Origin of the sequence: Geothrix oryzisoli (assembly GCF_022808865.1) — a bacterium.
Lineage (GTDB): Bacteria > Acidobacteriota > Holophagae > Holophagales > Holophagaceae > Geothrix > Geothrix oryzisoli.
In genome coordinates, this window is the sequence record NZ_JAKZLB010000002.1 from 473,347 (window position 1) to 494,342 (window position 20,996).

Annotated in this window: 18 protein-coding genes; 8 read left to right on the forward strand and 10 right to left on the reverse strand. The window is 69.5% G+C overall.

Translation table 11 applies throughout. The annotated features are described in order from the left end of the window. From narH to MLE43_RS06930, 8 genes are read left to right on the forward strand one after another with little or no spacing between them, the layout of a single operon-like run. Nucleotides 1–1,497 carry a nitrate reductase subunit beta gene (gene narH / locus MLE43_RS06895; protein WP_275976091.1) on the forward strand — a complete coding sequence of 499 codons (1,497 nt, stop codon included), beginning with the start codon at nucleotides 1–3 and terminating at the stop codon, nucleotides 1,495–1,497. Nucleotides 1,498–1,499: 2 nt separating this feature from the next. Next, a complete protein-coding gene (locus tag MLE43_RS06900; protein WP_243302790.1) occupies nucleotides 1,500–2,033 on the forward strand; it encodes a nitrate reductase molybdenum cofactor assembly chaperone in 534 nt (177 codons plus the stop codon). Next, nucleotides 2,023–2,697 (forward strand): respiratory nitrate reductase subunit gamma, encoded by a 675-nt coding sequence (gene narI / locus MLE43_RS06905; protein ID WP_243302793.1) that lies wholly within the window; start codon nucleotides 2,023–2,025, stop codon nucleotides 2,695–2,697. Before MLE43_RS06900 ends, narI begins: the two co-directional genes overlap by 11 nt. Before the next feature lie 2 nt (nucleotides 2,698–2,699). After that, a complete protein-coding gene (locus tag MLE43_RS06910) occupies nucleotides 2,700–3,278 on the forward strand; it encodes a cytochrome c3 family protein (RefSeq protein ID WP_243302794.1) in 579 nt (192 codons plus the stop codon). A 9-nt stretch (nucleotides 3,279–3,287) separates the two neighbouring features. Beyond that, nucleotides 3,288–6,200, forward strand: coding sequence for a 4Fe-4S dicluster domain-containing protein (locus MLE43_RS06915; protein ID WP_243302795.1), 2,913 nt, complete (start codon nucleotides 3,288–3,290; stop codon nucleotides 6,198–6,200). Beyond that, a complete protein-coding gene (gene nrfD, locus MLE43_RS06920) occupies nucleotides 6,190–7,590 on the forward strand; it encodes an NrfD/PsrC family molybdoenzyme membrane anchor subunit (protein WP_243302796.1) in 1,401 nt (466 codons plus the stop codon). The genes MLE43_RS06915 and nrfD overlap by 11 nt, the downstream gene beginning before the upstream one ends. After that, a complete protein-coding gene (locus MLE43_RS06925) occupies nucleotides 7,577–8,761 on the forward strand; it encodes a quinol:electron acceptor oxidoreductase subunit ActD (RefSeq protein ID WP_243302797.1) in 1,185 nt (394 codons plus the stop codon). Before nrfD ends, MLE43_RS06925 begins: the two co-directional genes overlap by 14 nt. Next, nucleotides 8,758–9,900, forward strand: coding sequence for a hypothetical protein (locus MLE43_RS06930; RefSeq protein WP_243302798.1), 1,143 nt, complete (start codon nucleotides 8,758–8,760; stop codon nucleotides 9,898–9,900). Before MLE43_RS06925 ends, MLE43_RS06930 begins: the two co-directional genes overlap by 4 nt. Nucleotides 9,901–10,086: 186 nt before the next feature. Here the strand turns inward: MLE43_RS06930 and MLE43_RS06935 are convergent, their stop codons facing one another. From MLE43_RS06935 to MLE43_RS06980, 10 genes are all read right to left on the reverse strand, one after another. Further along, nucleotides 10,087–10,302 (reverse strand): DUF6755 family protein, encoded by a 216-nt coding sequence (locus MLE43_RS06935; RefSeq protein ID WP_243287160.1) that lies wholly within the window; start codon nucleotides 10,300–10,302, stop codon nucleotides 10,087–10,089. After that, complete coding sequence (locus MLE43_RS06940; RefSeq protein WP_243302799.1) at nucleotides 10,299–10,859, reverse strand: QcrA and Rieske domain-containing protein; 561 nt, start codon at nucleotides 10,857–10,859, stop codon at nucleotides 10,299–10,301. The genes MLE43_RS06935 and MLE43_RS06940 overlap by 4 nt, the downstream gene beginning before the upstream one ends. Further along, on the reverse strand, nucleotides 10,859–11,440 hold the full coding sequence (locus MLE43_RS06945) for a 4Fe-4S dicluster domain-containing protein (protein WP_243302800.1): 582 nt from the start codon (nucleotides 11,438–11,440) through the stop codon (nucleotides 10,859–10,861). The genes MLE43_RS06940 and MLE43_RS06945 overlap by 1 nt, the downstream gene beginning before the upstream one ends. Continuing rightward, nucleotides 11,440–13,701, reverse strand: coding sequence for a molybdopterin oxidoreductase family protein (locus tag MLE43_RS06950; protein WP_243302801.1), 2,262 nt, complete (start codon nucleotides 13,699–13,701; stop codon nucleotides 11,440–11,442). Before MLE43_RS06950 ends, MLE43_RS06945 begins: the two co-directional genes overlap by 1 nt. A 2-nt stretch (nucleotides 13,702–13,703) precedes the next feature. Further along, nucleotides 13,704–14,816 (reverse strand): hypothetical protein, encoded by a 1,113-nt coding sequence (locus MLE43_RS06955; RefSeq protein WP_243302802.1) that lies wholly within the window; start codon nucleotides 14,814–14,816, stop codon nucleotides 13,704–13,706. Nucleotides 14,817–14,916: 100 nt separating this feature from the next. Further along, nucleotides 14,917–15,363 (reverse strand): RrF2 family transcriptional regulator, encoded by a 447-nt coding sequence (locus tag MLE43_RS06960; RefSeq protein ID WP_243302803.1) that lies wholly within the window; start codon nucleotides 15,361–15,363, stop codon nucleotides 14,917–14,919. A 71-nt stretch (nucleotides 15,364–15,434) separates the two neighbouring features. Continuing rightward, the gene (locus tag MLE43_RS06965; protein ID WP_243302804.1) at nucleotides 15,435–16,202 is read right to left on the reverse strand and encodes a YwiC-like family protein; all 768 of its coding nucleotides are present in this window, start codon (nucleotides 16,200–16,202) and stop codon (nucleotides 15,435–15,437) included. Nucleotides 16,203–16,302: 100 nt separating this feature from the next. Beyond that, on the reverse strand, nucleotides 16,303–18,441 hold the full coding sequence (locus MLE43_RS06970) for an acetate--CoA ligase family protein (protein ID WP_243302805.1): 2,139 nt from the start codon (nucleotides 18,439–18,441) through the stop codon (nucleotides 16,303–16,305). Nucleotide 18,442: 1 nt separating this feature from the next. Continuing rightward, nucleotides 18,443–19,042, reverse strand: coding sequence for an indolepyruvate oxidoreductase subunit beta (locus tag MLE43_RS06975; protein ID WP_243302806.1), 600 nt, complete (start codon nucleotides 19,040–19,042; stop codon nucleotides 18,443–18,445). Next, a complete protein-coding gene (locus MLE43_RS06980; protein ID WP_243302809.1) occupies nucleotides 19,039–20,685 on the reverse strand; it encodes a thiamine pyrophosphate-dependent enzyme in 1,647 nt (548 codons plus the stop codon). The genes MLE43_RS06975 and MLE43_RS06980 overlap by 4 nt, the downstream gene beginning before the upstream one ends. Between the last annotated feature and the right edge of the window lie 311 nt (nucleotides 20,686–20,996).

The following is a 20,996-nucleotide window of genomic DNA, read 5'->3' on the forward strand; positions in this document are numbered from 1 at the left end:
ATGGATATCCGCTCTCAAGTGGCGATGGTGTTCCACCTGGACAAGTGCATCGGGTGCCACACCTGCTCCATCGCCTGCAAGAACGTGTGGACGGACCGCAAGGGTGCCGACTACATGTGGTGGAACAACGTGGAGACCAAGCCCGGCACCGGCTATCCCACCCAGTGGGAGAACCAGGAGGAGTACAAGGGCGGCTGGATGGTGAAGGACGGCAAGCTCCAGCTGCGTCTCACCTCCAAGGGCAAGTTCCTCCAGAAGATCTTCCACCAGCCGTCCCTGCCCACCATGGACGAGTACTACGAGCCCTGGACCTACCGCTACGAAGACCTCTTCAACGGCCCGGAGCAGGATGACCAGCCCACGGCCATCCCCGTCAGCAAGGTCACGGGCCAGTACATCGACATCGAGGCCGGTCCCAACTGGGACGACGACCTGGGCGGCTCGCCCCTCTACGCCCGCAACGACGTGAACCTCTCGGCCCTCAGCGAGGAACAGCGGCTCCAGCTGCTCTCCATCGAGACCCTTGTGATGTTCTACCTGCCACGCATCTGCAACCACTGCGCGAATCCCGCCTGCGTGGCAGCCTGCCCCAGCGGCGCGATCTACAAGCGCGGCGAGGACGGCATCGTCCTGATCAACCAGAATGTCTGCCGTGGCTGGCGCTACTGCGTGTCCGCCTGCCCCTACAAGAAGGTCTTCTACAACTGGAGCACGGGCAAGTCCGAGAAGTGCCTGCTCTGCTACCCCCGCGTGGAGACGGGCCAGGCGCCCGCCTGCTTCCACTCCTGCGTGGGCCGCATCCGCTACATGGGCGTGCTGCTCTACGATGCCGACAAGATCGAGGCCGCGGGTCTGAAGCCGGATGCCGAGCTGGTGACCGCCCACCGGGACCTGCTGGCGGATCCCAACGATCCCGCCGTCATCGAGTCCGCCCGGAAGAACGGCGTCACCGAACAGGTGCTCCAATCCGCGCGGAAGAGCCCCGTCTACCGCTTCGTGAAGGACTGGGGCCTGGCCCTGGCGCCCCATCCCGAGTACCGCACCTTCCCCAGCCTCTTCTACGTGCCGGCCCTGGGCCCCGTCACCTACTCCATGGAAAACGGCGTGGCCCTCAATCCCACCTCGACGGAGGAGATCTTCGCGCCCCTGGAGCAGGCCCGGCTGCCCATGTCGTACCTGGCCAGCCTCTTCGGGGCGGGGCAGGAGGCCCCCGTGCGCTACGCCATGAAGAAGATGCTGGCCATCCGCACCTGGAAGCGCGCCACGGAGGTGGGCGACGTGGACCTGAAGGTGGCCCTGGCGGGCCTCCGCGAGGCAGATTGTGACCCCGAGCAGGCAGAAGCCATCTACCGCCTCACCAGCCTATGCAGCTTCGAGGACCGCTTCGTCATCCCGGCCTCCCACCGCGAGCAGGCGGTGGAGGTGCTCACCAATCCGCTGGAACGGAAGGGGGCCGCGGGCTTCGGCTTCCGCGAGGCGCCCCAGAGGGGGTTCTGATCATGCGCATTCCGACTCACCTCATCCCCGGCATCAGTGCGTTGCTGCGCTATCCCGACGAGCGCACGCAGGCCTTGGCGGCCTCCCTGGCGGACGCGGCCATGGCTACGGGGCATCCCTGCCAGGAGCACTTGGAGGCCTTCGCCCTGGTGGCGCGGGACCTGGATCTGCGCGAGGTCCAGGAGCTCTACACCCGGGCCTTCGACCTCACCCCCGAGTGCACGCTGGACATCGGCTGGCACCTCTTCGGCGAGACCTACCAGCGGGGGCAGTTCATGGCCATGATGCGCCATCACCTGCAGGAGCATGGCATCGCGGAGGGCAAGAACCTGCCGGACCACCTGCCGAACGTGCTGGACCTGGGCATGCGGCTGGAGCGCCAGGATGCCATGGACCTGGTGGACGATTGCCTCCTGCCGGCCCTGGAGAAGGTGATCCCCGCCCTCAAGGAGAGCCCCTACCACCACGTGCTCCAGGCCCTCTTCCTCATCTTCACGGTCAATCGCAAACCGGCGGAGGCGGCCTGTGCTGACTAACTTCCTCTTCGTGGGCTTCCCCTACGTGGCGCTGGTGCTGGCCATCGTGGTGAGCATCCTGCGCTTCACCTGGCGGCCCTTCAGCTATTCCAGCCTCTCCAGCCAGTTCCTGGAGACCGAGTCCCTCTTCTGGGGCTCCAGCCTCTGGCACTGGGGCATCCTCTGGGTGCTGTCGGGGCACCTGTTCGCCTTCTTCCTGCCCGAGGCCATCCTGGCCTGGAACGCCCGCCCCCTGCGGCTCTACCTGCTGGAGCTCACCGGGCTCTCCATGGCGCTGCTGGCCCTGGTGGGCGTGGTGGCCCTCATCGTCCGCCGCTTCACGGACCGGCGGGTGAAGGTGGTGACCAGCCCCCTGGATGTCGTGCTGCTGGCCGTGCTGCTCTACCAGGTGGCCAGTGGCATCGACGTGGCCATTCGCTATCGCTGGGGCAGCGCCTGGTTCTCCACCAACGCCGCGCCCTACCTCTGGAGCCTCCTCAAACTCGCGCCCCGGCCCGAGCTCATCGCGCCCCTGCCCTGGATGGTGAAGCTCCACTTCCTGAGCGGCTTCCTGGTCATCCTCCTGCTGCCCTTCACGCGGCTCGTCCACTTCCTGGTGGTGCCCATCTTCTACTACTGGCGCAGGCCCCAGGTGGTGATCTGGAACCGGAAGGGGCTCCGGTGAGGATGCGGACCGTCGCCATCACGGGCGCGGTGGCCTTCGGCGCCTCGCTCATGATCTTCGCCCTGAGCCTGGACACGCGTCTGCTCGGGGACCAGAGCGGCTACAAGCCCGCCCAGCCCATCCCTTATTCGCATGCCCTCCACGCCGGTGAGCTGAAGATGGACTGTCTCTTCTGCCATACCTCGGCGGAGAACAGCCGCCACGCGGGCATCCCGCCCCTCAGCACCTGCATGAAGTGCCACGAGACCGTGCTGAACCGGGCCGGCACGCCCCTGGGCAAGTCGGACCCCAGCCCGGAGATCCAGAAGATGCGGGACGCCTACGCCAGCGGCCGGGGCTTCGAATGGGTCCGAATCCACCGCCTGCCCGCCCACGTCACCTTCCCCCACAGCCGCCATGTTCGGGCTGGCGTGGCCTGTCAGTCCTGCCACGGCGAAGTGCAGGGCATGGAGCGCGTGGAGCAGGCCATGGCCCTGACCATGGGTGAGTGCCTCGCCTGCCACCGCACCGAGAACCAGAAGCAGCTTTTGGCCGGTCGCCCACCCCAGGCTCCGACCGACTGCTCGGCCTGCCATCACTGAGGAGATCCCATGAAGACCTGGAAGAGCCTTGGGGAACGGCGCGGGATGGTGCGGGCGCGGAAGGCGGAGTTCGAGGACGAACTGCCCGTGGGCGAAAGCGTCCGGCAGATCAGCCGCCGGGACTTCTTCCGCTTCTCGGGGGTCGGCTTCGCGGCGGGCCTGGCCCTGGGCTGCAAGAGCAAGGTGGTCGAGAAGGCCATGCCCTACCTCAACGCCCGGGAGGGCCTGACGCCCGGCGTGGCCCAGTGGTACGCCACCACCTGCGGCGGCTGCACCGCGGGCTGCGGCGTCCTGGCCCGCAGCCGCGACGGCCGCCCCGTCAAGCTGGAGGGGAATCCGGAGCATCCCGTGAGCCGCGGCGGTCTCTGCGCCATGGGCCAGGCCCAGACCCGGGGCCTCTACGACGAGGACCGCCTGCGCGGGCCGAAGCTGGCCGGGAAGGCCGTGGACTGGGCCGCGCTGGACGCGGATCTCCAGCGCCGCTTCGCCGAGCTGAAGGCCTCCGGTGGTGCCGTCCGCGTGCTGGCGGGCACGATCCTCAGTCCGACCCTGCGCGCCGCCGTGCAGGGCTTCCTCGGCACCTTCAGGGATGGCCGCCTGGTGGAAGCGGACGCCCTCAGCACTGCGGCCCTGGCCGCGGCGTATGAGCGCACCCACGGCCAGCGCCTGGTGCCGCACTACCGCCTGGAGGAGGCGGACCTTGTCGTGGGCGTGGAGGCGGACTTCCTCGGCACCTGGATCGATCCCGTGGGCTTCACCCGCGCCTACGCCGAGCGCCGCGGGCCTGACAAGCCGCGATCCATGTCGAAGCACCTCCAGGTGGAGAGCGGCCTCTCGCTGACGGGCAGCAACGCCGACGAGCGGGTGCGCCTCGCGCCATCCGAGGCGGTGCCCTTCCTGGAGGCTCTGGCCCGGCACCTGGGCCTCGCCGTGGAGGGAGGCGCCCTCCCGACGGCCCTGGCGGCGAAGGCGCAGGCCCTCGCCCATGAGCTGGAGGCGCACCGGGGCCATGGCCTCCTGCTCTGCGGCCTCCATGATCTGCGCGCCCAGGAGCTCGTCGCCCGGATCAACCATGCCCTCGGCCACGAAGGCGCCACCGTGGATCTGGCCCGCCCCAGCCTCCAGAAGCGGGGGGACGACCGCGCCCTGGAAGCCCTGGTCCGCGAGATGGCCGAAGGCCGGGTCGCCGCCCTGATCCTGCTGGGCTGCAACCCCGTCTACGAGCAGCCTGCGGCCTTCGCCGGCGCCTTCGCCAAGGTGCCCCTGCGGGTGTCCCTGGCCCTGACCGAGGACGAGAGCGCGGCCGCCTGCACCCACCTGGCCCCGGACCACCACTGGCTGGAGGCCTGGCGGGACGCGGAGCCCGTGGCGGGCACCGCCTCCCTCGCCCAGCCCCTCCTCCAGCCCCTCTTCGCCACGCGTGATGCCGTGGAGAGCTTCACGGCCTGGGCCGGACGGCCGGTGCCGGCGCTCCAGGCCCTGCGCGAGCACTGGAAGGCGGCCGTGTTTCCAGGGCAGAAGGCCGTGGGCGACTTCGAGACGTTCTGGAACGCGGTGCTGCAGAAGGGTGCCTCACAGGTGGACGGCGGGCCCGCGCCCCGGTACCGCGAGGGCCGCGTGGAAGGCGCGCCGCGGGCCGCGCGCAAGGATGGCTACGAGCTGCTGCTCTACGCCAAGGTGGGCCTGGGAGACGGGCGCCACGCCCACCTCCCCTTCCTCCAGGAGTTGCCGGATCCCATCACCAAGGCCACCTGGGACAACTACGCCCAGGTGTCGCCCGCTGCGGCGGCAAAGCTTGGCCTGGAGCAGGGCGACCTGCTGCGCCTGCGGCCCGAGGGTCACGCCCTGGAGCTGGAGCTGCCCGTCGTCGTGCAGCCGGGCCAGGATGATCGCACCGTGGCCGTGGCCCTGGGCTATGGCCGCACGGCGGGTGGCAAGGCGGGGCTCGGCGTTGGGAAGAACGCCTATCCCTGGCGGGCCTACACCTCGGGCTTCCTGGCCGCCGAAGCCGCACCCCTCCAGGTTCGGCGGGGATCAGGCCGTGTGGACCTGGCCTGCACCCAGGACCACCACAGCCTGGAGGGCCGCGAGCTGGTGCGGGAGATGGCCCTGGCGCCCTACCTGCGGGATCCCGCATCGGCCCGTCCCCACCAGCAGCCGGGGCCTTCCGTCTACGGCGAGCATCCCCACGGCGCCCACCGCTGGGCCATGGTCATCGACCTCAGCGCCTGCACGGGCTGCTCCGGCTGCGTGATCGGCTGCCAGGTGGAGAACAACATCCCCGTGGTGGGCCGGGACGAGGTGCGGCGCAAGCGCGAGATGCACTGGCTGCGGATCGACCGCTACTACACCGGCTCCGAGGCGGAGCCCGGCGTCGTGCACCAGCCCATGCTGTGCCAGCAGTGTGACCAGGCCCCCTGCGAGAACGTGTGCCCCGTGCTGGCCACGGTGCACAGCGAGGAGGGGCTCAACCAGCAGGTCTACAACCGCTGCGTGGGCACCCGCTACTGCGCCAACAACTGCCCTTACAAGGTGCGCCGCTTCAACTGGTGGGAGTATCCCCACGCCAGCGAGCTGGAGCGCCTGGGCTTCAACCCGGATGTCACCGTGCGCAGCCGCGGCGTCATGGAGAAGTGCTCCTTCTGCGTGCAGCGCCTCATGGATGCCAAGACCACGGCGAAGAACGAGGGTCGCGAGCTCAAGGACGGCGAGGCCCTGCCCGCCTGCATGCAGAGCTGCCCGGCCCAGGCCATCGTCTTCGGTGATACACAGGACCCGGACAGCCGCATCAGCCAGGTGCTGCGCGATCCCAAGCGTTTCCTGGTGCTGGGCGAGCTGGGCATCGGACCCGCCGTGAGCTACCTGACGAAGATACGAAACATCACGCCAGAGGCGAACCAGGGAGGCCACCATGGCGCATGATGCCGACGTGCTGACCGCCAGCGGGATCCCCGCCGCCGAGGCCGAGCGCTACGGCCACAACCTGCCCCTCATCGACGGGAACAAGGGGTACCACCAGGTCACGGAGGAAGTCTTCGCGCCCACGGAGCAGCGCCCACCCCTGCGCTGGTGGCTGGCCCTGGCCGTCACCCTCTCCATGCTGACCCTGGGCGCCTGGGCCGTGGTCCAGACCCTCACCCGGGGCATCGGCACTTGGGGCCTCAACCGCACGGTGGGCTGGGCCTTCGACATCACGAACTTCGTGTTCTGGGTGGGCATCGGCCACGCGGGCACGCTGATCTCGGCCATCCTCTTCCTCTTCCGCCAGCGCTGGCGCACCTCCATCAACCGCGCCGCCGAGGCCATGACGCTCTTCGCCGTCATGTGCGCGGGCACCTTCCCCATCATCCACATGGGCCGGCCCTGGCTGGCCTTCTGGGCCACGCCCTACCCCAACACCCGAGGCTCCCTCTGGGTGAACTTCAAGAGCCCGCTGCTCTGGGATGTCGTCGCCATCTCGACCTACTTCATCATCTCGCTCACCTTCTGGTACATCGGCCTCATCCCCGACTTGGCCACCCAGCGGGACCGCGCGAAGACGAAGCTGAAGCGCACGATCCTCAGCATCTTCTCGCTGGGGTGGAACGGCTCGAACCGCACCTGGAGCCGCTACGAGACTGTGTACATGCTGCTGGCGGGCCTCAGCACGCCCCTGGTGGTCTCCGTGCACACCATCGTGTCCATGGACTTCGCCACCTCGGTGATCCCCGGCTGGCACGCGACGATCTTCCCGCCCTACTTCGTGGTGGGCGCCGTGTTCAGCGGCTTCGCCATGGTGCTCACCCTCATGATCATCGCCCGCTCGGTCATGGGCCTGGAGGAATACATCACCACCCGCCACCTGGAGGCCATGACCAAGGTGGTGCTGGCCACGGGGATGATCGTGGGCATGGCCTACGCCACGGAATTCTTCACGGCCTGGTACAGCGGGAATCCCTACGAGCGCTATGTCTTCCTGAACCGGGCCCTGGGGCCCTACCAGTGGGCCTACTGGACCATGGTGGGCTGCAATGTGCTCAGCCCCCAGTTCTTCTGGTTCAGGAAGGTGCGGACCACCCCCTGGATGATCTTCATCCTCACCATCTTCGTGAACATCGGCATGTGGTTCGAGCGCTTCGTCATCATCGTGACCAGCCTCCACCGCGACTACCTGCCCTCCAGCTGGGCCATGTACCGGCCCACCTTCATCGAGGTGGCCATCCTCATCGGCAGCTTCGGCCTCTTCTTCACGCTGTTCCTGGTGTTCACCCGGGTGCTGCCCATGATCGCGGCGAGCGAAGTGAAAGGAGTGCTGAAGCATGTCGAGCACTGAGCACCTCCATCGCAGCCGCTTCCGCGCCTCCTTCGCGGATCCGGAGCAGCTCCTCCACGCGGTGGCGCACCTGCGGGCCGCAGGGCACCGCGTGCTGGACGCCTACACGCCCTTCCCGGTGCATGGCATGGACGAGGCCATGGGCCTGCGGCCCTCGCGGCTGCCCCGGGCCTGCCTGGCTTTCGCCGCCCTGGGCCTGGCCCTCGCCGCGGGCCTCCAGATCTGGACCTCCGCCGTCGACTATCCCCTGATCACGGGCGGCAAGCCCCTCCTGGCCATCCCCGCCTTCATCCCCGTGGCCTTCGAGCTTACGGTGCTGCTGGCGGGTCTGGGCGTGGTGGCCAGCTTCTTCCTCGTGGCCCGCATGCGCCCCCGTCTCCACATCCCTGACCTCCACCCGGGGGCCAACGACGACCGCTTCATCCTCGCGGCGGAACTGGCCGCCGATGTCCAGTTCCCCGCCGTGGCCGGCGAGTTGGCGGCCCTGGGCGCCCTTGACGCCAGCCTGCTGGTGGAAGACCGCTTCCAGCGCCACGGATCCTTCTGGGACCGCCCTGCGGGCGTCGGCGCCCTGCTGTTGGCCTGCCTCCCGGCCTTCCTCCTCCTGCTTCTGGTGCCCCTGCTCAACCGGGACTTCCAGCGCCGGAACCTGGCCTGGGACGGCGGGATGGGCGCGCCCCTCTCGGCCCAGGCCTACGACGCCAGCGGCGTGCTGCCCGGTGGCAAGGTGCTGCAGGCGCCGCCCCCGGACACCCTATCGCGCCGCGGCGAGCCACCCCTGGCCTTCGGACCGGGCAAGGCCGAGGCGGAGCGCGCCGGCCGCGAGCTGCAGAACCCCTACCAGCCCACCCAGGCCCGCTTCAACCGCGGCAAGCTCGTCTTCGATCGGGTCTGCGCCACCTGCCACGGGCGAGAGGGCGACAACAACGGCAGCGTGATCGTCGCGCGGGGGGCCTTCGCGCCTACGCTGCTCGTCTCCCCCGTGGTGCGGGACATGCCGGACGGCCGCATCTTCCACGTCGCCACCTTCGGCGGCCCCACGAAGATGAAGGGCTACGGCGACCTCCTCAGCCGCGAGGACCGCTGGCAGGTGGTGCTCTACATCCGGGAGCTGCAGAAGGCCGCGAAGCCGATGGTCGCACCCGCCCAAGCCACGGGAGCCCAGCCATGAGCGAGACCTTCACCGTTCCCGCCCGCGACCTCACGAAATCCGGCATCCCCACCCTGGCCGACATCGGGGAGCGCCTCCGGGGCGGCGCCTGGGCCTTCGTGCTGCTCGGCGCCGGATTGCTGGGCCTGGGCCTCGTGCTCCAGGCGGAGCGGGGCTGGGGCAACCTGCTGCTCACGGCGTTCAACCTGGCCTGCGTGGGCCTGGGGGGCCTCTTCCTCCTGGCCATCCAGTCCATCACGGGGGCCCGCTGGAGCGATCCCATCCTCAAGGCCCACCGGGCCATGCCGGCCCTCCTGCCCGTGGCGGGCACCCTCATGCTGCTCCTGGCCTTCGGGGCCACCACCCTCTACCCCTGGGCCCGGCCGGACGCGGCCTCCCACGAGGCGCTGCAGGGCCGCCTGGGGTGGCTGAATCCGCCCTTCTTCTTCGGCCGGGTGGCGCTCATCTTCGCAGCCTGGATCTGGACGGGGCGCCGGCTCACCCGCCAGGGCCAGGGCGCGGCCCCCTTCATCCTGGTCTTCGGCCTCACCTTCTCCCTGGCCAACTTCGACTGGCTGATGTCGCTGGAGCCGGTGTGGTCCAGCACCATCCTGGCCATCTACGGGTTCTCGGGCATGTTCCTCCAGGGCATCGCCATCGTCACCTTCAGCGCCATCGTCCTGCGCCGCGTGGGCCTGCTCCCGGCGGTGTCGAAAGCCCAGAACCACGACCTGGGCAAGCTGCTGTTCGCCTTCAGCTGCTTCTGGGCCTACATCTTCCTCAGCCAGTTCCTGCTCATCTGGTACGCCAACCTGCCCGAAGAGACCGGCCCCATGCGCCTGCTGCTGCAGGGCCGCTGGATGCCCCTCTTCTACCTGAACCTGATCCTGAACTTCGGCGTGCCCTTCGTGCTGCTGCTCGGGCGGAAGGCCAAGACGAGCGAGACCGTGCTGCTGGCCACCTGCGCCATCCTCCTGGCGGGTCGCTGGCTCGACCTCTACCTCCAGATCATGCCGCCGGTCCTCCACGGCCTGCCCCCGGCCTTCGGACCCGCCGAGTTGGGCGGCATCCTCCTCCAGCTGGGCCTCGGCCACCTGGCCTGCTGGCCCGTCTTCATGAAGGACGCCAACCCGGCCCAGGAACTGCCCCAGGGAGGGTGAGGCCGCATCGTTCATCCGATGGAACCGGATTGAAGAAACCACTCACGCGGAGGGCGGCAGAGGGAGCAGACGATGCGGAGAAAGCGCCCCATTCAAGGCGTTCTTCTCTGCATCCTCCACCTTCCCTGCGCCCCTCCGCGTGAGCTTTTTTGTCTGCCTTCTCGCCTTTTGAGCCTTGGCCGGGGTCTACTCCTTCGGTCCGTATTCCACGGTGCTCCGGAAGGCCAGGAAGAGGCTGATGGCGCTGAGGGCCAGAGAGACGAAGAAGGCGCCGGGGAGGACGCTGCGCTGGCCGTCGAGGACGGCGCCGAGTACGGTCTCGAAGAGATAGAGCTGGATCACCAGCAGCACGAGGATGACGCCTAAAGCGGCGGGAGAGATGCGGACGCGGGGCGTGTTCATGCGGACACCTCCGCCTTCTCGCGGGGGCAGGCTGCGCGGTGGTCGAGGGATTCCAGGGTGGGCTTGGGCAGCTCGCCCACGGCCCAGAGGGTGCCGTCGGGGCGGGTCTCCAGGGCGATGGCGGCCAGGGGCCGGCTGGGCGGGCCCTGCACGGGGAAGCCGCGATCCGGCTCGAAGAAGCCCCGGTGGCAGGGGCACTCCAGGCGCTCGCCGGCGTAGCGCACCGCGCAGCCCAGGTGGGTGCAGGTCTGCCGGTAGGCCCGCAGCTCACCCTTGGGCGTGCGGAGCAGGATGCAGGCGTCGTGGGCATCGCGGAACTTGAAGAGGCGGCTCTGGCCGGGCAGCAGATCCGCGGCCAGGCCCAGGGCCACGGGCAGCTCTGCGTGCCGGGCCTCGGGGTCGGAGGCGCCCTCCAGGGGCTTCTTCCGCAGCCACAGGAAGCCGATGCCGGCGGTGAACCCGGCACTCACCACGGCCAGGAAGCGGGCGAACTCGCGGCGGGAGAAGTGGCCCTCCTCGGCGAGTTCCAGGGGGAAGGCGCGGCGCCACCAGGTCATCAGAGGCCTCCGTCGATGAGCAGGGCCGCATCCAGGTGCAGGGGCGTGTCCGGATCGGGCACCATGATGGCGTTCCTGGTCTTGACCCGCACGCTGCCGATGAGGAAGTCGCGCAGGGGTTTGTTGTGGCGCAGGTTGGCGACTTCATCCTTGCGGACGAAGAGCAGGGCCTGGCTGGGGCAGACCGTGGCGCACATGGGCTTGTGGCCCACGGAGGTGCGGTCGTAGCAGAGGTCGCACTTGAGCATCTGCTCCAGGCCCGAGAACACGATGGGCACGCCGAAGGGGCAGCTCAGTTCGCAGTTCTGGCAACCGATGCAGCGGGGCTTCTGGGCCGCGTGGACCACGCCGTCCTCGCTGCGCTTGATGGCGTCCGAGGGGCACACCTGGGCGCAGATGGGATCCTCGCAGTGCATGCAGACTGTGGGCACGGTCTGGGGGCTGTCGAAGCGGTCCATCTCGTCCAGGTGGATCATGGACCGGCCGCGGTGGGTGCCGCACTCGGCGCAGGCGCCCACGCAGGAGCGGCACCCGATGCAGCGCTGGGGATCGATGAAGAAGCCGTAGTCCTGGGGCACCATCAGAACACCTGCTCGGGCATCTGGGCCTGGCCGCTGCGGGCCTCGAAGGCCATCCGCTGCAGCTCTGCCAGCTCCGGGGAGAACTGGTCCCTGGTGGTCTTCTTGAGCCGCACGGCGCTCACCTTGAACTCGGGGATCTTCGACACGGGATCCAGGTGCCGGGCCGTGAGGCGGTTGGCGGAGAGGGCCCCGGCCCAGTGGTAGGGGATGAACACGGTGTCGGGACGGATGGTCCTCACCACCTTGGCGGGCAGCACCATGCTGCCGCGCCGGGAGGTGATCTCCACGGCGTCGCCTTCCGCCAGGCCGTACTTTTCCGCCAGGCGCGGGTGGATCTCCAGGTAGGGGTGCGGGCACTGCTCCACCAGGAATCCGATGCGCCGGGTCTGGGTGCCGCTCAGGTAGTGGAAGACCACGCGGCCCGAGGTGAGCCAGATGGGGTACTCGTCGTCGACCACCTCCATGGGCGGGCGCCAGGGCGTGGGGATGAACTTCGCCTTGCCATCCGGGTGGAAGAACTGGCCCCCTTCGAAGAGCCGCGGCGTGCCGGGATGGTCCTCCGTGGGGCAGGGCCAGAACACGCCCATGTTCTTGACGATCTTCTCGTAGGTGATGCCCGCGTAGTCGGCGGTGCCGCCCTTGGAAGCCACCCGCAGCTCGTTGAAGATGGCCTCGGGGCTGGTGAAGTGGTCGAAGTACTTCCCGCGGCCCAGGCGCCGGGCGAGCTCCACCATGATCTGCCAGTCGGGGCGGGCGTCGCCGGGGCAGTCCACGGCCTTGTTGATCTTGATGACGCGGCCCTCGGCGCTGGTGGTGGTGCCCTCGTCCTCCTCGTGCAGGGCCGAGGGCAGCACGATGTCGGCATGCTGGGCGCTCTCGCTGAGGAAGAAGTCCAGGCAGACGAAGAACTCCAGCTTGTTGAGGGCCTCGCGGGTGAACTGCGAATCCGGGAGGGAGACCAGCGGGTTGAAGCAGAGCAGCAGCAGGCCCTTGATCTCGCCGGCGTGGATGGCGTTCATGATCTCCTGGGCGCTCTGGCCCACGCCCGGCAGCTCCTCATCCGTGCAGCCCCAGACGCTGCAGATGTACCTCCGGTGCTCGGGGTTGCTGATGTCGCGGTTGCCCGGCAGCTGGTCGCACTTGTGGCCGTGCTCGCGGCCGCCCTGGCCGTTGCCCTGGCCGGTGATGGTGCCGTAACCGCAGCCGGGGCGCCCGATGCGGCCCGTGGCCAGCACCATGTTGATGCAGCCCAGCACGTTCTCCACGCCCTTGCTCTGGTGCTCGATGCCGCGGGCGTGGAGGAGGAAGCTGGTCTCGGCCTCGCCCCAGATGCGGGCGGCCTTCTCGATGGCCTCCACCGGCAGGCCCGTGATCTGGCTGGTCCACTCCGGCGTGCAGTCCTTCACCGCCTCGACGGCCTGCTCGAAGCCGCTGGTGTGGGCGTTCACGAAGTCCCAGTCGATGAGCTTCCACTTGTTCAGCAGGTGCAGGATGCCGTTGGTGAGGGCCGTGTCCGTGCCTGGCTTCAGGGGCAGCACCAGATCGGCGGTGCGCGCCAGCGGCGTGATGCGGGGATCCACCACGATGAGCAGGGCCCCCTTGTCCCGGGCCCGCCAGATGTAGTCCGTGGTGATGGGCGAGCACTCGGCCACGTTGGAACCGGCCACCCAGATCACCTTGGCCTGCTCGATGTCCGCCCAGGAGTTCGCCGCGCGGTCCACGCCAAAGGCCTTCTTGTTGCCCGCACCGGCGCTCACCATGCAGAGGCGGCCGTTGTAGTCGAGGTTCTTGGTCTGGAGGCCCAGGCGGGCGAACTTGCCGGCCAGGTAGCTCTTCTCGTTGGTGAGGGACACGCCGGACAGCACCGCGAAGGCATCCTTGCCGTGCTGCTGCTGGATGCGCTGGATCTCAGCCACCGTGCGGTCCATGGCCTCGCTCCAGTCCATGGGCTCGAAGCCGTGCTCGGTGCGCTTCATGGCCCGGGTGAGCCGATCCGGGTGGTTGCCCTGGAGGTAGCGCTTCACGCCTTTGGGGCAGAGCTTCCCCTGGTTGAAGGGGAACTCCTCCCAGGGATCGAAGCCGATGACCTTGTTGTCCTTCACCTTGAGCTTGATGCCGCACTGCTGGCCACAGAAGCAGCAGTGGGTCTCCACCACCTTGTCGGGCGTGGGGTCGGAGAGCCAGCCCCCCGGCGGGGCGAGGTTGAGGTGGGGGCCGAACTGGGCGCGGAGCTGGTCCTGGGAGAGGGGAAGCGTGCTCATGATCAGGCCTTCAGCGAGGTGGCGTCGGGAATGGGCTCGGCGTACACGGGGATCGTGGCGAAGGGATCGAAGGCCCCGTGGAGGCGCTCCCCCTGGGCCTTGGCCACCAGGCGCCGCTTGCACCTGGGGCACAGGTCCAGGTGGTGGACGGTGGCGCTGTGCCGGGCGCCGTCCAGCTCGAGCACCTGCCACAGGGCCTCCAGGTCCCGGCGCTGGTTGGCCCGGATGAAGGGCGTGCCACAGCCCTTGCAGGCCAGGCGGCCCTCAGCTTCGCCTTCGGCCTTGTAGATCGTCACCCCCACCTGGGCGGGCCGCTGCACCACATGGAAGAGCTTGCCGAAGGGCAGGCCCAGCAGCAGGAGGATGACCGTCAGCTCGTGGAGGAAGGCCAGGGTGGCGAAGTTGCGGCCCTGGAGCCACTTCTCCGAGGCGGTGAGCATCAGGCCCGTCATGCTCACGGCGATGAGGAGCACCAGGGGCAGCAGGTCCAGATCGAAGCGCTGGGTGGCCGTGTCGCCCTCGTCCTGCTTGCGGCGGATGAGGCTCAGCACGCAGCCGGCGATGACCATGGCCGCCGCCAGATCCAGGACGTGGAAGCTGACGAAGGCCTGGAAGCTGTCGAGGGGGAAGGAACCCGCCGGGAAGCCGAGGACCCAGGCCTGGTAGCGGGTGGCGTCCAGGCCGTCGCTGGTGAAGCGCACCCAGCCGAAGACCAGGGGGATGGTGACGGCGAAGCCCAGCAGGCAGCCCCAGGCCAGGAGGGCGTGGGCGCCCCAGCGCTTGAGGGACCGCTTCTCGATGAACCGCTGGAGGAGGATCTGGTCCAGGGCCAGCAGGACCATCTTCGGCAGGGCCTTGATGACCCGGGGCGAGCGCAGGGTGCGCAGGGTGTGGCGGAAGTACATGCGCGTGGCGGGCCGCTCGATCCAGGAGATGTAGCGGTAGGCGACCCCGAAGCAGGCGAAGAGGGTGGCCAGCAGGTAGCCCAGGAGGGCCGGGTCCAGCCAGCGCCCGCCCCGGCTGCCCAGGGTCACGGCGACACCGAGGGCCGTCGTGGCCAGGGCGGCTCCCAGGAGGGGACGGGGCTCAAGATCGAGTTCGGCGAAGACACTCATGACGGGCTCCGGAGAGGCGGGCGGCCGGTTGAAACGGACCAATGAGTCCTAATCTAGGGCAAAACAAAAGCGGTTCAAGGCTTGACGTCCGGGGCGGGGGTCAGGGCCTTTCGCAGGGCGGGCGGTCCTTGGCTTCCTTCTGGTGCCGCAGGTCCATGAGCTGCAGATCCCGGATGGTGGCCTCGGTCATGGAGGTGGCCACCTGGGCCTTCACGGCCCCCCAGGCCTCGTGCAGGGGACAGGGGTGGTCGCCGCCGCAGGTGGGAAAGCCCATGATGCAGCCGTCCATGGAATTCGGGCCCTCCAGGGCGATGACGACTTCGCCCACGGTGATCCGGTGGGAAGGCCGCAGTAGGCGGAAGCCCCCCTTGGGGCCCCGCACGGACTCGAGGATCTCGGCCTGCACCAGACCCTGGAGGATCTTGGCGAGGTAGGGGCCGGGCAGCTCCAGGCGGGCCGACAGATCCTTGGCCAGGCAGAAGCTCCCATCCTCGGGCAGGGCGGCGAGGGCACGGAGGGCGTAGCCGGTGGCGGTCGAGAAGATCATTCCGGAATATTACTTCCGATTTGGAGGGGAGGAGCGGAGATTCCGGAGTCCAGCCCCATTTGTGATTCAGGTCAGAGCAGGGCCCGCCAGAGGAGCAGAAGCCCCAGGGCGCTCAGACCCCCCTCCCGCCAGCCGAGGGTGCGGGCCGGAATGGGCCGGTAGGGGACCAGGGCCCGGAGGTAGAGCAGGCCCGCCCAGCCCGTCCAGACGAGCCCGGCCGTCCCCCGGGGGGCCAGCAGCAGGGCGGAGACGGCGATCAGCAGCAGGTGGAGGGCATGAACTGGGATCCGGCGCCGGTCCAGCTCCTCCTGGGCCAGGTGGTGGGCATGCCCCAGGAGCCGCCGCACGTGGGCCAGGTTGGCGCCGCCCAACAGGGTCACCAGCAGCCAGGTCCGGCCGGCCCCGGGCAGCGAGCCCCCGCCGGCCACGACGATGGCGGCGGCCAGGCCGGCGAAGGCGCCCTGGGCCGCCAGCTCCACGGCGAGGGAGCGCACCGCCCGCTGGAGATCGGCCCGGAGGGCGAGGATCACCAGCGGGGCCGTGAAGACGAGGGGAATCAGGAACCGCAGGCCCGAAAGCCAGAGAGCCAGGGCTCCGAAGGTACCCGCCAGGCAGCCAAACATCAGGAGGGCGCGAACCTGGAGTGGATCCCGCTGCCCGGTGAGTACCCGCCGCAACGGGGGCCGGGCCAGGAAGAAGGCCAGGGCGGCGACCCCCAGACTGAGTCCCGGCCAGCTGGGCCGGAGCAGGAGTCCCAGCACCAGCGGGAATCCGAGCATGAACCAGCTGCCATGCTCGGCGGGTAGGAGGGTGCGGATGGGGGGAAAGGATCGGGACATTTCGGTCCTCATGGGTCCGAAATAGAGTCTGACCCCAGATCGGGCTCCCGGCCATGCCGAAGGTCACAGGGGCCGGGAAAGAAAGGCGCGCTCGGCTGCCCTAGGGCTCCGATGCGATCAGACGCAGTCCCTCCAGGGCCTCCTCCATGGTCAGGAAGACGGGAAGGCCGGCCTCGCGGAGGCCCTGGCGGTAGGCATCGTAGATCGCCCCGCCCTCCACGGCCACGCCGACCCACTTGCCGCTCTCCCGGGCCAGGTCCCGCAGCGCCTTGGCGAAGGGGCCGAAGGCGGCGGGATCGGCGGTGCCCAGGCGGCGGGTGAGGGGCACGAGGCCCACGACGACGGCATCCGCTTCGGAGGCCAGGAGCAGGCGCGTGCCGGCCAGATAGGCCGCCTCGTCGGCCATGGGGGTGAGGTCCAGGGGCAGGCGGGCGCTCACGAGGCCCGTGAGGCCATGGGCCTCGATGAGCCCTGCCAGGGCGCTGGTTTCCGCCTCGGTGAGCCTGGCGCCCCGGAAGGGACCCGTCAGCAGGTCGGCGGAGGCCACGGACTCGAAGCCCGCGTTGGTCACGATGGCCACGCGGCGGGGCGTCCCCTCGGCGTAGGTGACCAGCCAGGTGAGGGCGGCGTCGAAGGCCTCGATGCGCTCGGCGAGCATGGCGCCCGCCCGGCGCAGCACGCCGGCCTGCAGGGCGTGGTCCCCCGCCAGGGCGCCGGTGTGGCTGCTGGCGGCGGCCATGCCCTCCTGGCTGCGGCCGCCCTTGTAGAGCACCACGCGGCGGCCCGTCTTCCGGAGCTGCCGGGTGGCTTCGGAGGTGGCCTTGAGGTCGCCGGGGGCGAAGCCCTCCAGGTAGGCGCCCACCACCTTCACGGCCGGATCCGAGCCGAAGCCCGCCAGGAAGTCCGAGCAGCGCAGGTCCATCTGGTTGCCGATGGCCACCGCGGCGCGAAGACCCAGTTCGGGGCGGCGGCTCAGGCGCGTGATGAGGAAGGCCCCGCTCTGGCTCACCAGGGCCGCGTGGCCGGAGTGGGGCCGCAGGGGCAGCTTCTCGTCGGGGATGAAGAGGGTGTTCAGGTCCAGGTCCGGGCTGTAGAGCCCCAGGCCGTTGGGGCCCACGAGGGCGGGAGTCCACTTCCCGGCGCGGCGGTGCTCGTCAAGGCAGGCCACCAGCCGCTGGCCGAGGCCCTCGCAGTCGGCGCCGTCGCCCAGGCCGCCGGCGACCACATAGACGACCGTGGCGCCCCCGCCCTGGCGGCAGAGCTGCTCCACCACCTCCAGGGTCAGGGGCGCGGGCAGGGAGACGATGAGCTGGTCCGTGGGGGCTGCGGCCAGGTCGGCGACCGAGCCCAGGCAGGGCAGGCCCAGGAACTCCGTGGCGCCGGGCTTGATGAGGCGGATGGCCCCGGGGGGGAGGGAGGAGCGCTGGACATTGTCCAGGATGATGCGTCCCACCGTGCCTTCGCGGCTGGACACGCCGGCGATGACGAGGTCGCGCGGGGCCACCAGGGCCCGGTACCAGGCGGGATCGGGCACCGCGGGCGGCTCCACCCCGGCGGCGTCGAGGGTGCCCACCCCATCCAGGGCCGTGGGCAGGCCTTCGCTGTCCAGCACCACGGGGTTGAGCTCCAGCAGGGTGACGCCTTCGCGTTCCAGGCCTTCGGCCGCCCGCCACAGACCCTGCAGGAAGGCCTGGAGCCTGGCTTCATCCGTGAGGGCCTCGGTGCCCCGCTGGCGGCCCAGCCAGGTGCGGCCTAGCCAGTGCTCGCGCAGGTCCGCCAGGGCCTGTTCCGGCGTGCAGAGGGCCAGCGGCCAGATCAGGGGCGGGGCCAGGGCGGCCCAGGCATCCGCCTGAAGGCCCCCGATGCCGCAGATCACGAGCCAGCCGGCCTCGGGATCCCGCTTCAGGGAGACCAGGGCCTCGGTGGGCAGGCCCGCCAGGCGCTTGAAGGCCACCTTCTCGCACACCAGTCCGCCGATCCAGGGATGCTCGGGCACGCGGGCCTTCATGGCGGCGGCCTCGGCCTTCAGGGCCCCTTCGTCGAAGGGCCCGAAGTGGACGGCGCCCCGGTCCGACTTGTGCCAGAGCTGGTCCGCGATGCCCTTGAGGACGATGGGCTCGCCGGGGGCGAAGGGCAGGGGCCCGGCCTCCAGGAAGCCGTGGCGCGGCACCCGCAGGCCCGCGGCGGCGAGCAGGCCGTAGGCGCGCCCCTCGTGGAGGAATCCCGTCGTCTCGGTCATGTCAGGCTCCCACCGGTTCCTGGATCAGGCCGCGCCCCGCCTCGAAGGCTTCGAGGTTCTTCTCGGTGACCCGGGCGCCCTTGGCTTCGAAGCGCTGGGTGATGACGTCGCGCCAGATGTCGTCCTCGATGGGCAGGAAGCGGGAGGCCATGCCCAGCAGGGCCATGCCGCCGGCCTGGCGGTGGTTGAGGCGCCGGGCCAGGTCTTCGGTATCGATGAGGTGGGCGCCCCGCACGGCCTTGAGGGCCGCGTAGATATCGTCCAGGGGCGGGTAGCCCGCCATGTCCATCTGGGGCTCCTCGGAGACGATGAGGTGCCCGTTCATGCGGAGCATGGAGACATAGCGCAGGGCCTCCAGGGGCTCGAGGGCGATGAGGAGGTCGGCGCCGCCCTCGTCGAGGATGGGCGAGCTGAGGGGTACCTCCGAATAGCAGACCTGGGCGTGGACGCTGCCGCCCCGCTGGCTCATGCCGTGGATCTCGGACTGGAGGGCGTGGAGGCCGCTGCGGCGCAGGGCTTCCAGCAGGATCTGGGCGAGGGAGAGCACCCCCTGGCCGCCGACGCCGGACAGGACGATGCCGTGGATGCGGGAAGCGTTCATGAGCAGACCTCGGTGGTGCAGCGCTCGCGTTCCTGGCGGTCATGGTCCTTCAGGAGGCCGCGGCGGATGGACTGGATGCACTCCCGGCGGAACACCACCACCGAGGGGCCGGGATGCTGCAGGGCGGCCGCGACGGCCGCGACATTGGCATCGTGCTGTTTGGGCACGGGCAGGAGCACCTGGATCTGGTCGTCCGGGACACCCATGCCGCGCACCATGCGCTCCACCTGGTCGAGGGCCTGGCTGGGCTGCTGGCCCGTCATGCCCACCACCCGGTTGTCGAGGATCATCACGGTGACGTTCACGCCGGCGTCCGCCGCCGTCAACAGGGCGGGCAGGCCGCTGTGGCCGAAGGTGGAATCGCCGATGACGGCCACCGCGGGCGTCTGGCCCGCCAGGGCCGCACCCACCGCCATGCTGATGCTGGCGCCCATCTCCACCACCGCGTGGATGGCGGCCATGGGCTCCTGGGCCGCCAGGGTGTAGCAGCCGATGTCCCCGAAGACGCGTGTGGCCGGGGCGCCCACGCTGGCGAGGGCCTCCTGCAGGGCCTCGTAGGCATCCACGTGGCCGCAGCCATCGCAGAACCGGGGCCCGCGGATCGGCAGGTCGAGGCTGGTGGCGGCCTTTCCGGCTGGAGTCGCCAGACCCAGGGCGTCCTTCAGAAGACGGGGGGACAGCTCGCCCGTGCGGGGCAGGGCGCCGTCCAGGCGGCCGCGGACCTTGGCGCTGCCGCGCAGGCCCAGGCGTTCCTCCAGAACGGGATAGTCCTCCTCGAAGACCACGACCTCGTCCACCTGCGCGAGGAAGGCCTGCTCCAGCGCGGGATCCACGGGGTAGGCGGCGATCTCCAGTCGGGGCAGCTCCGCCAGGGCGGGGTGCTCGTGGATCAGCTGCCCGAAGTAGGCCCGGCCCATGCCCGACAGGGCCACGCCGCGGCGCTTCGTCCCGGGGACGAGGCGGTTGAGGGGGGTGGTCTCGGCCATCAGGCGGGGCTGCTTCTCCAGCAGGTCCACATAACGGCGGCGCGCATTGGCGGGGATCAGCACCCAGTCCTGGATGGCGGCTTCCGGGACCGGGCCCAGGCCGGTGGGGGCCAGGGGCGCCCGGCGGGCCAGGGCAGCGCGGCAGTGGGCGAGGCGGGTGACGATGCGCAACATGACAGGCACCTGGAGGGCCTCGGACAGCTCGAAGGCCCGGAAGGTGAGGTCGTAGCACTCCTGGACGGTGCTGGGCTCCAGGCAGGGCAGCCAGGCGAATTCCGCCAGACGGCGGCTGTCCTGCTCGTTCTGGCTGCTGTGCATGCCGGGATCATCGGCCACCAGCAGCACCAGACCACCCCGGACTCCGGTGAGGGCCGAGTTGGCGTAGGCATCCATGGCCACGTTCAAGCCCACATGCTTCATGGTGACCAGGGTGCGGAAGCCCGAGTAGCTCACTCCCAGGGCCAGGTCGTAGGCCACCTTCTCATTGGCGGCCCACTGGGCCACGCGGCCGTCTTGGGCCTGGCGGATGAGTTGTTCGACCGCCTCGAACCCCTCTGTGGATGGCGTGCCCGGATAGCCGAACGCGCCCTTGATGCCGGCATCGAAGGCGGCGCATCCCACCGCTTCAACCCCCAGCGCGAGGGTGCTCTGAACCATGAAAACCTCCAACCTTTTCCAAGCGGGAAGTATGCAGAGCCAGCGTAGTGCCGGGGGTCACAGGGAGGCCGGTCCGACCATGCGACCAGCTGGACCGTAGACCGGACCGGTGCCGGATCCCCTTTTGCCCGGATGGGGTCCACCGGCATCCGGAATCTGCATGAAAAAGGGGGAACCTTCCCCCAGTGGCAAAGGTCACAACTTTGTCCCAACCAAGAAAACACGTGATGACTGCTTTATTTCGAGGACCTGTATTTTACATGTCTTGTTTTATGTAACTTATTTATTTAAAAATATTTATCTAATTATGG

Excerpts from the sequence above, each read along its gene's own strand:
- MLE43_RS06955 (WP_243302802.1), bottom strand. The coding sequence starts at position 14,816 with ATGAGTGTCTTCGCCGAACTCGATCTTGAGCCCCGTCCCCTCCTGGGA.
- narH (WP_275976091.1), top strand. The coding sequence starts at position 1 with ATGGATATCCGCTCTCAAGTGGCGATGGTGTTCCACCTGGACAAGTGC.
- MLE43_RS06915 (WP_243302795.1), top strand. The coding sequence starts at position 3,288 with ATGAAGACCTGGAAGAGCCTTGGGGAACGGCGCGGGATGGTGCGGGCG.
- MLE43_RS06975 (WP_243302806.1), bottom strand. The coding sequence starts at position 19,042 with ATGAACGCTTCCCGCATCCACGGCATCGTCCTGTCCGGCGTCGGCGGC.
- MLE43_RS06945 (WP_243302800.1), bottom strand. The coding sequence starts at position 11,440 with ATGGTGCCCCAGGACTACGGCTTCTTCATCGATCCCCAGCGCTGCATC.
- MLE43_RS06940 (WP_243302799.1), bottom strand. The coding sequence starts at position 10,859 with ATGACCTGGTGGCGCCGCGCCTTCCCCCTGGAACTCGCCGAGGAGGGC.
- MLE43_RS06960 (WP_243302803.1), bottom strand. The coding sequence starts at position 15,363 with ATGATCTTCTCGACCGCCACCGGCTACGCCCTCCGTGCCCTCGCCGCC.
- MLE43_RS06965 (WP_243302804.1), bottom strand. The coding sequence starts at position 16,202 with ATGTCCCGATCCTTTCCCCCCATCCGCACCCTCCTACCCGCCGAGCAT.
- MLE43_RS06900 (WP_243302790.1), top strand. The coding sequence starts at position 1,500 with ATGCGCATTCCGACTCACCTCATCCCCGGCATCAGTGCGTTGCTGCGC.
- MLE43_RS06925 (WP_243302797.1), top strand. The coding sequence starts at position 7,577 with ATGTCGAGCACTGAGCACCTCCATCGCAGCCGCTTCCGCGCCTCCTTC.
- MLE43_RS06950 (WP_243302801.1), bottom strand. The coding sequence starts at position 13,701 with ATGAGCACGCTTCCCCTCTCCCAGGACCAGCTCCGCGCCCAGTTCGGC.
- nrfD (WP_243302796.1), top strand. The coding sequence starts at position 6,190 with ATGGCGCATGATGCCGACGTGCTGACCGCCAGCGGGATCCCCGCCGCC.
- MLE43_RS06910 (WP_243302794.1), top strand. The coding sequence starts at position 2,700 with ATGCGGACCGTCGCCATCACGGGCGCGGTGGCCTTCGGCGCCTCGCTC.
- MLE43_RS06935 (WP_243287160.1), bottom strand. The coding sequence starts at position 10,302 with ATGAACACGCCCCGCGTCCGCATCTCTCCCGCCGCTTTAGGCGTCATC.
- MLE43_RS06930 (WP_243302798.1), top strand. The coding sequence starts at position 8,758 with ATGAGCGAGACCTTCACCGTTCCCGCCCGCGACCTCACGAAATCCGGC.
- MLE43_RS06970 (WP_243302805.1), bottom strand. The coding sequence starts at position 18,441 with ATGACCGAGACGACGGGATTCCTCCACGAGGGGCGCGCCTACGGCCTG.
- MLE43_RS06980 (WP_243302809.1), bottom strand. The coding sequence starts at position 20,685 with ATGGTTCAGAGCACCCTCGCGCTGGGGGTTGAAGCGGTGGGATGCGCC.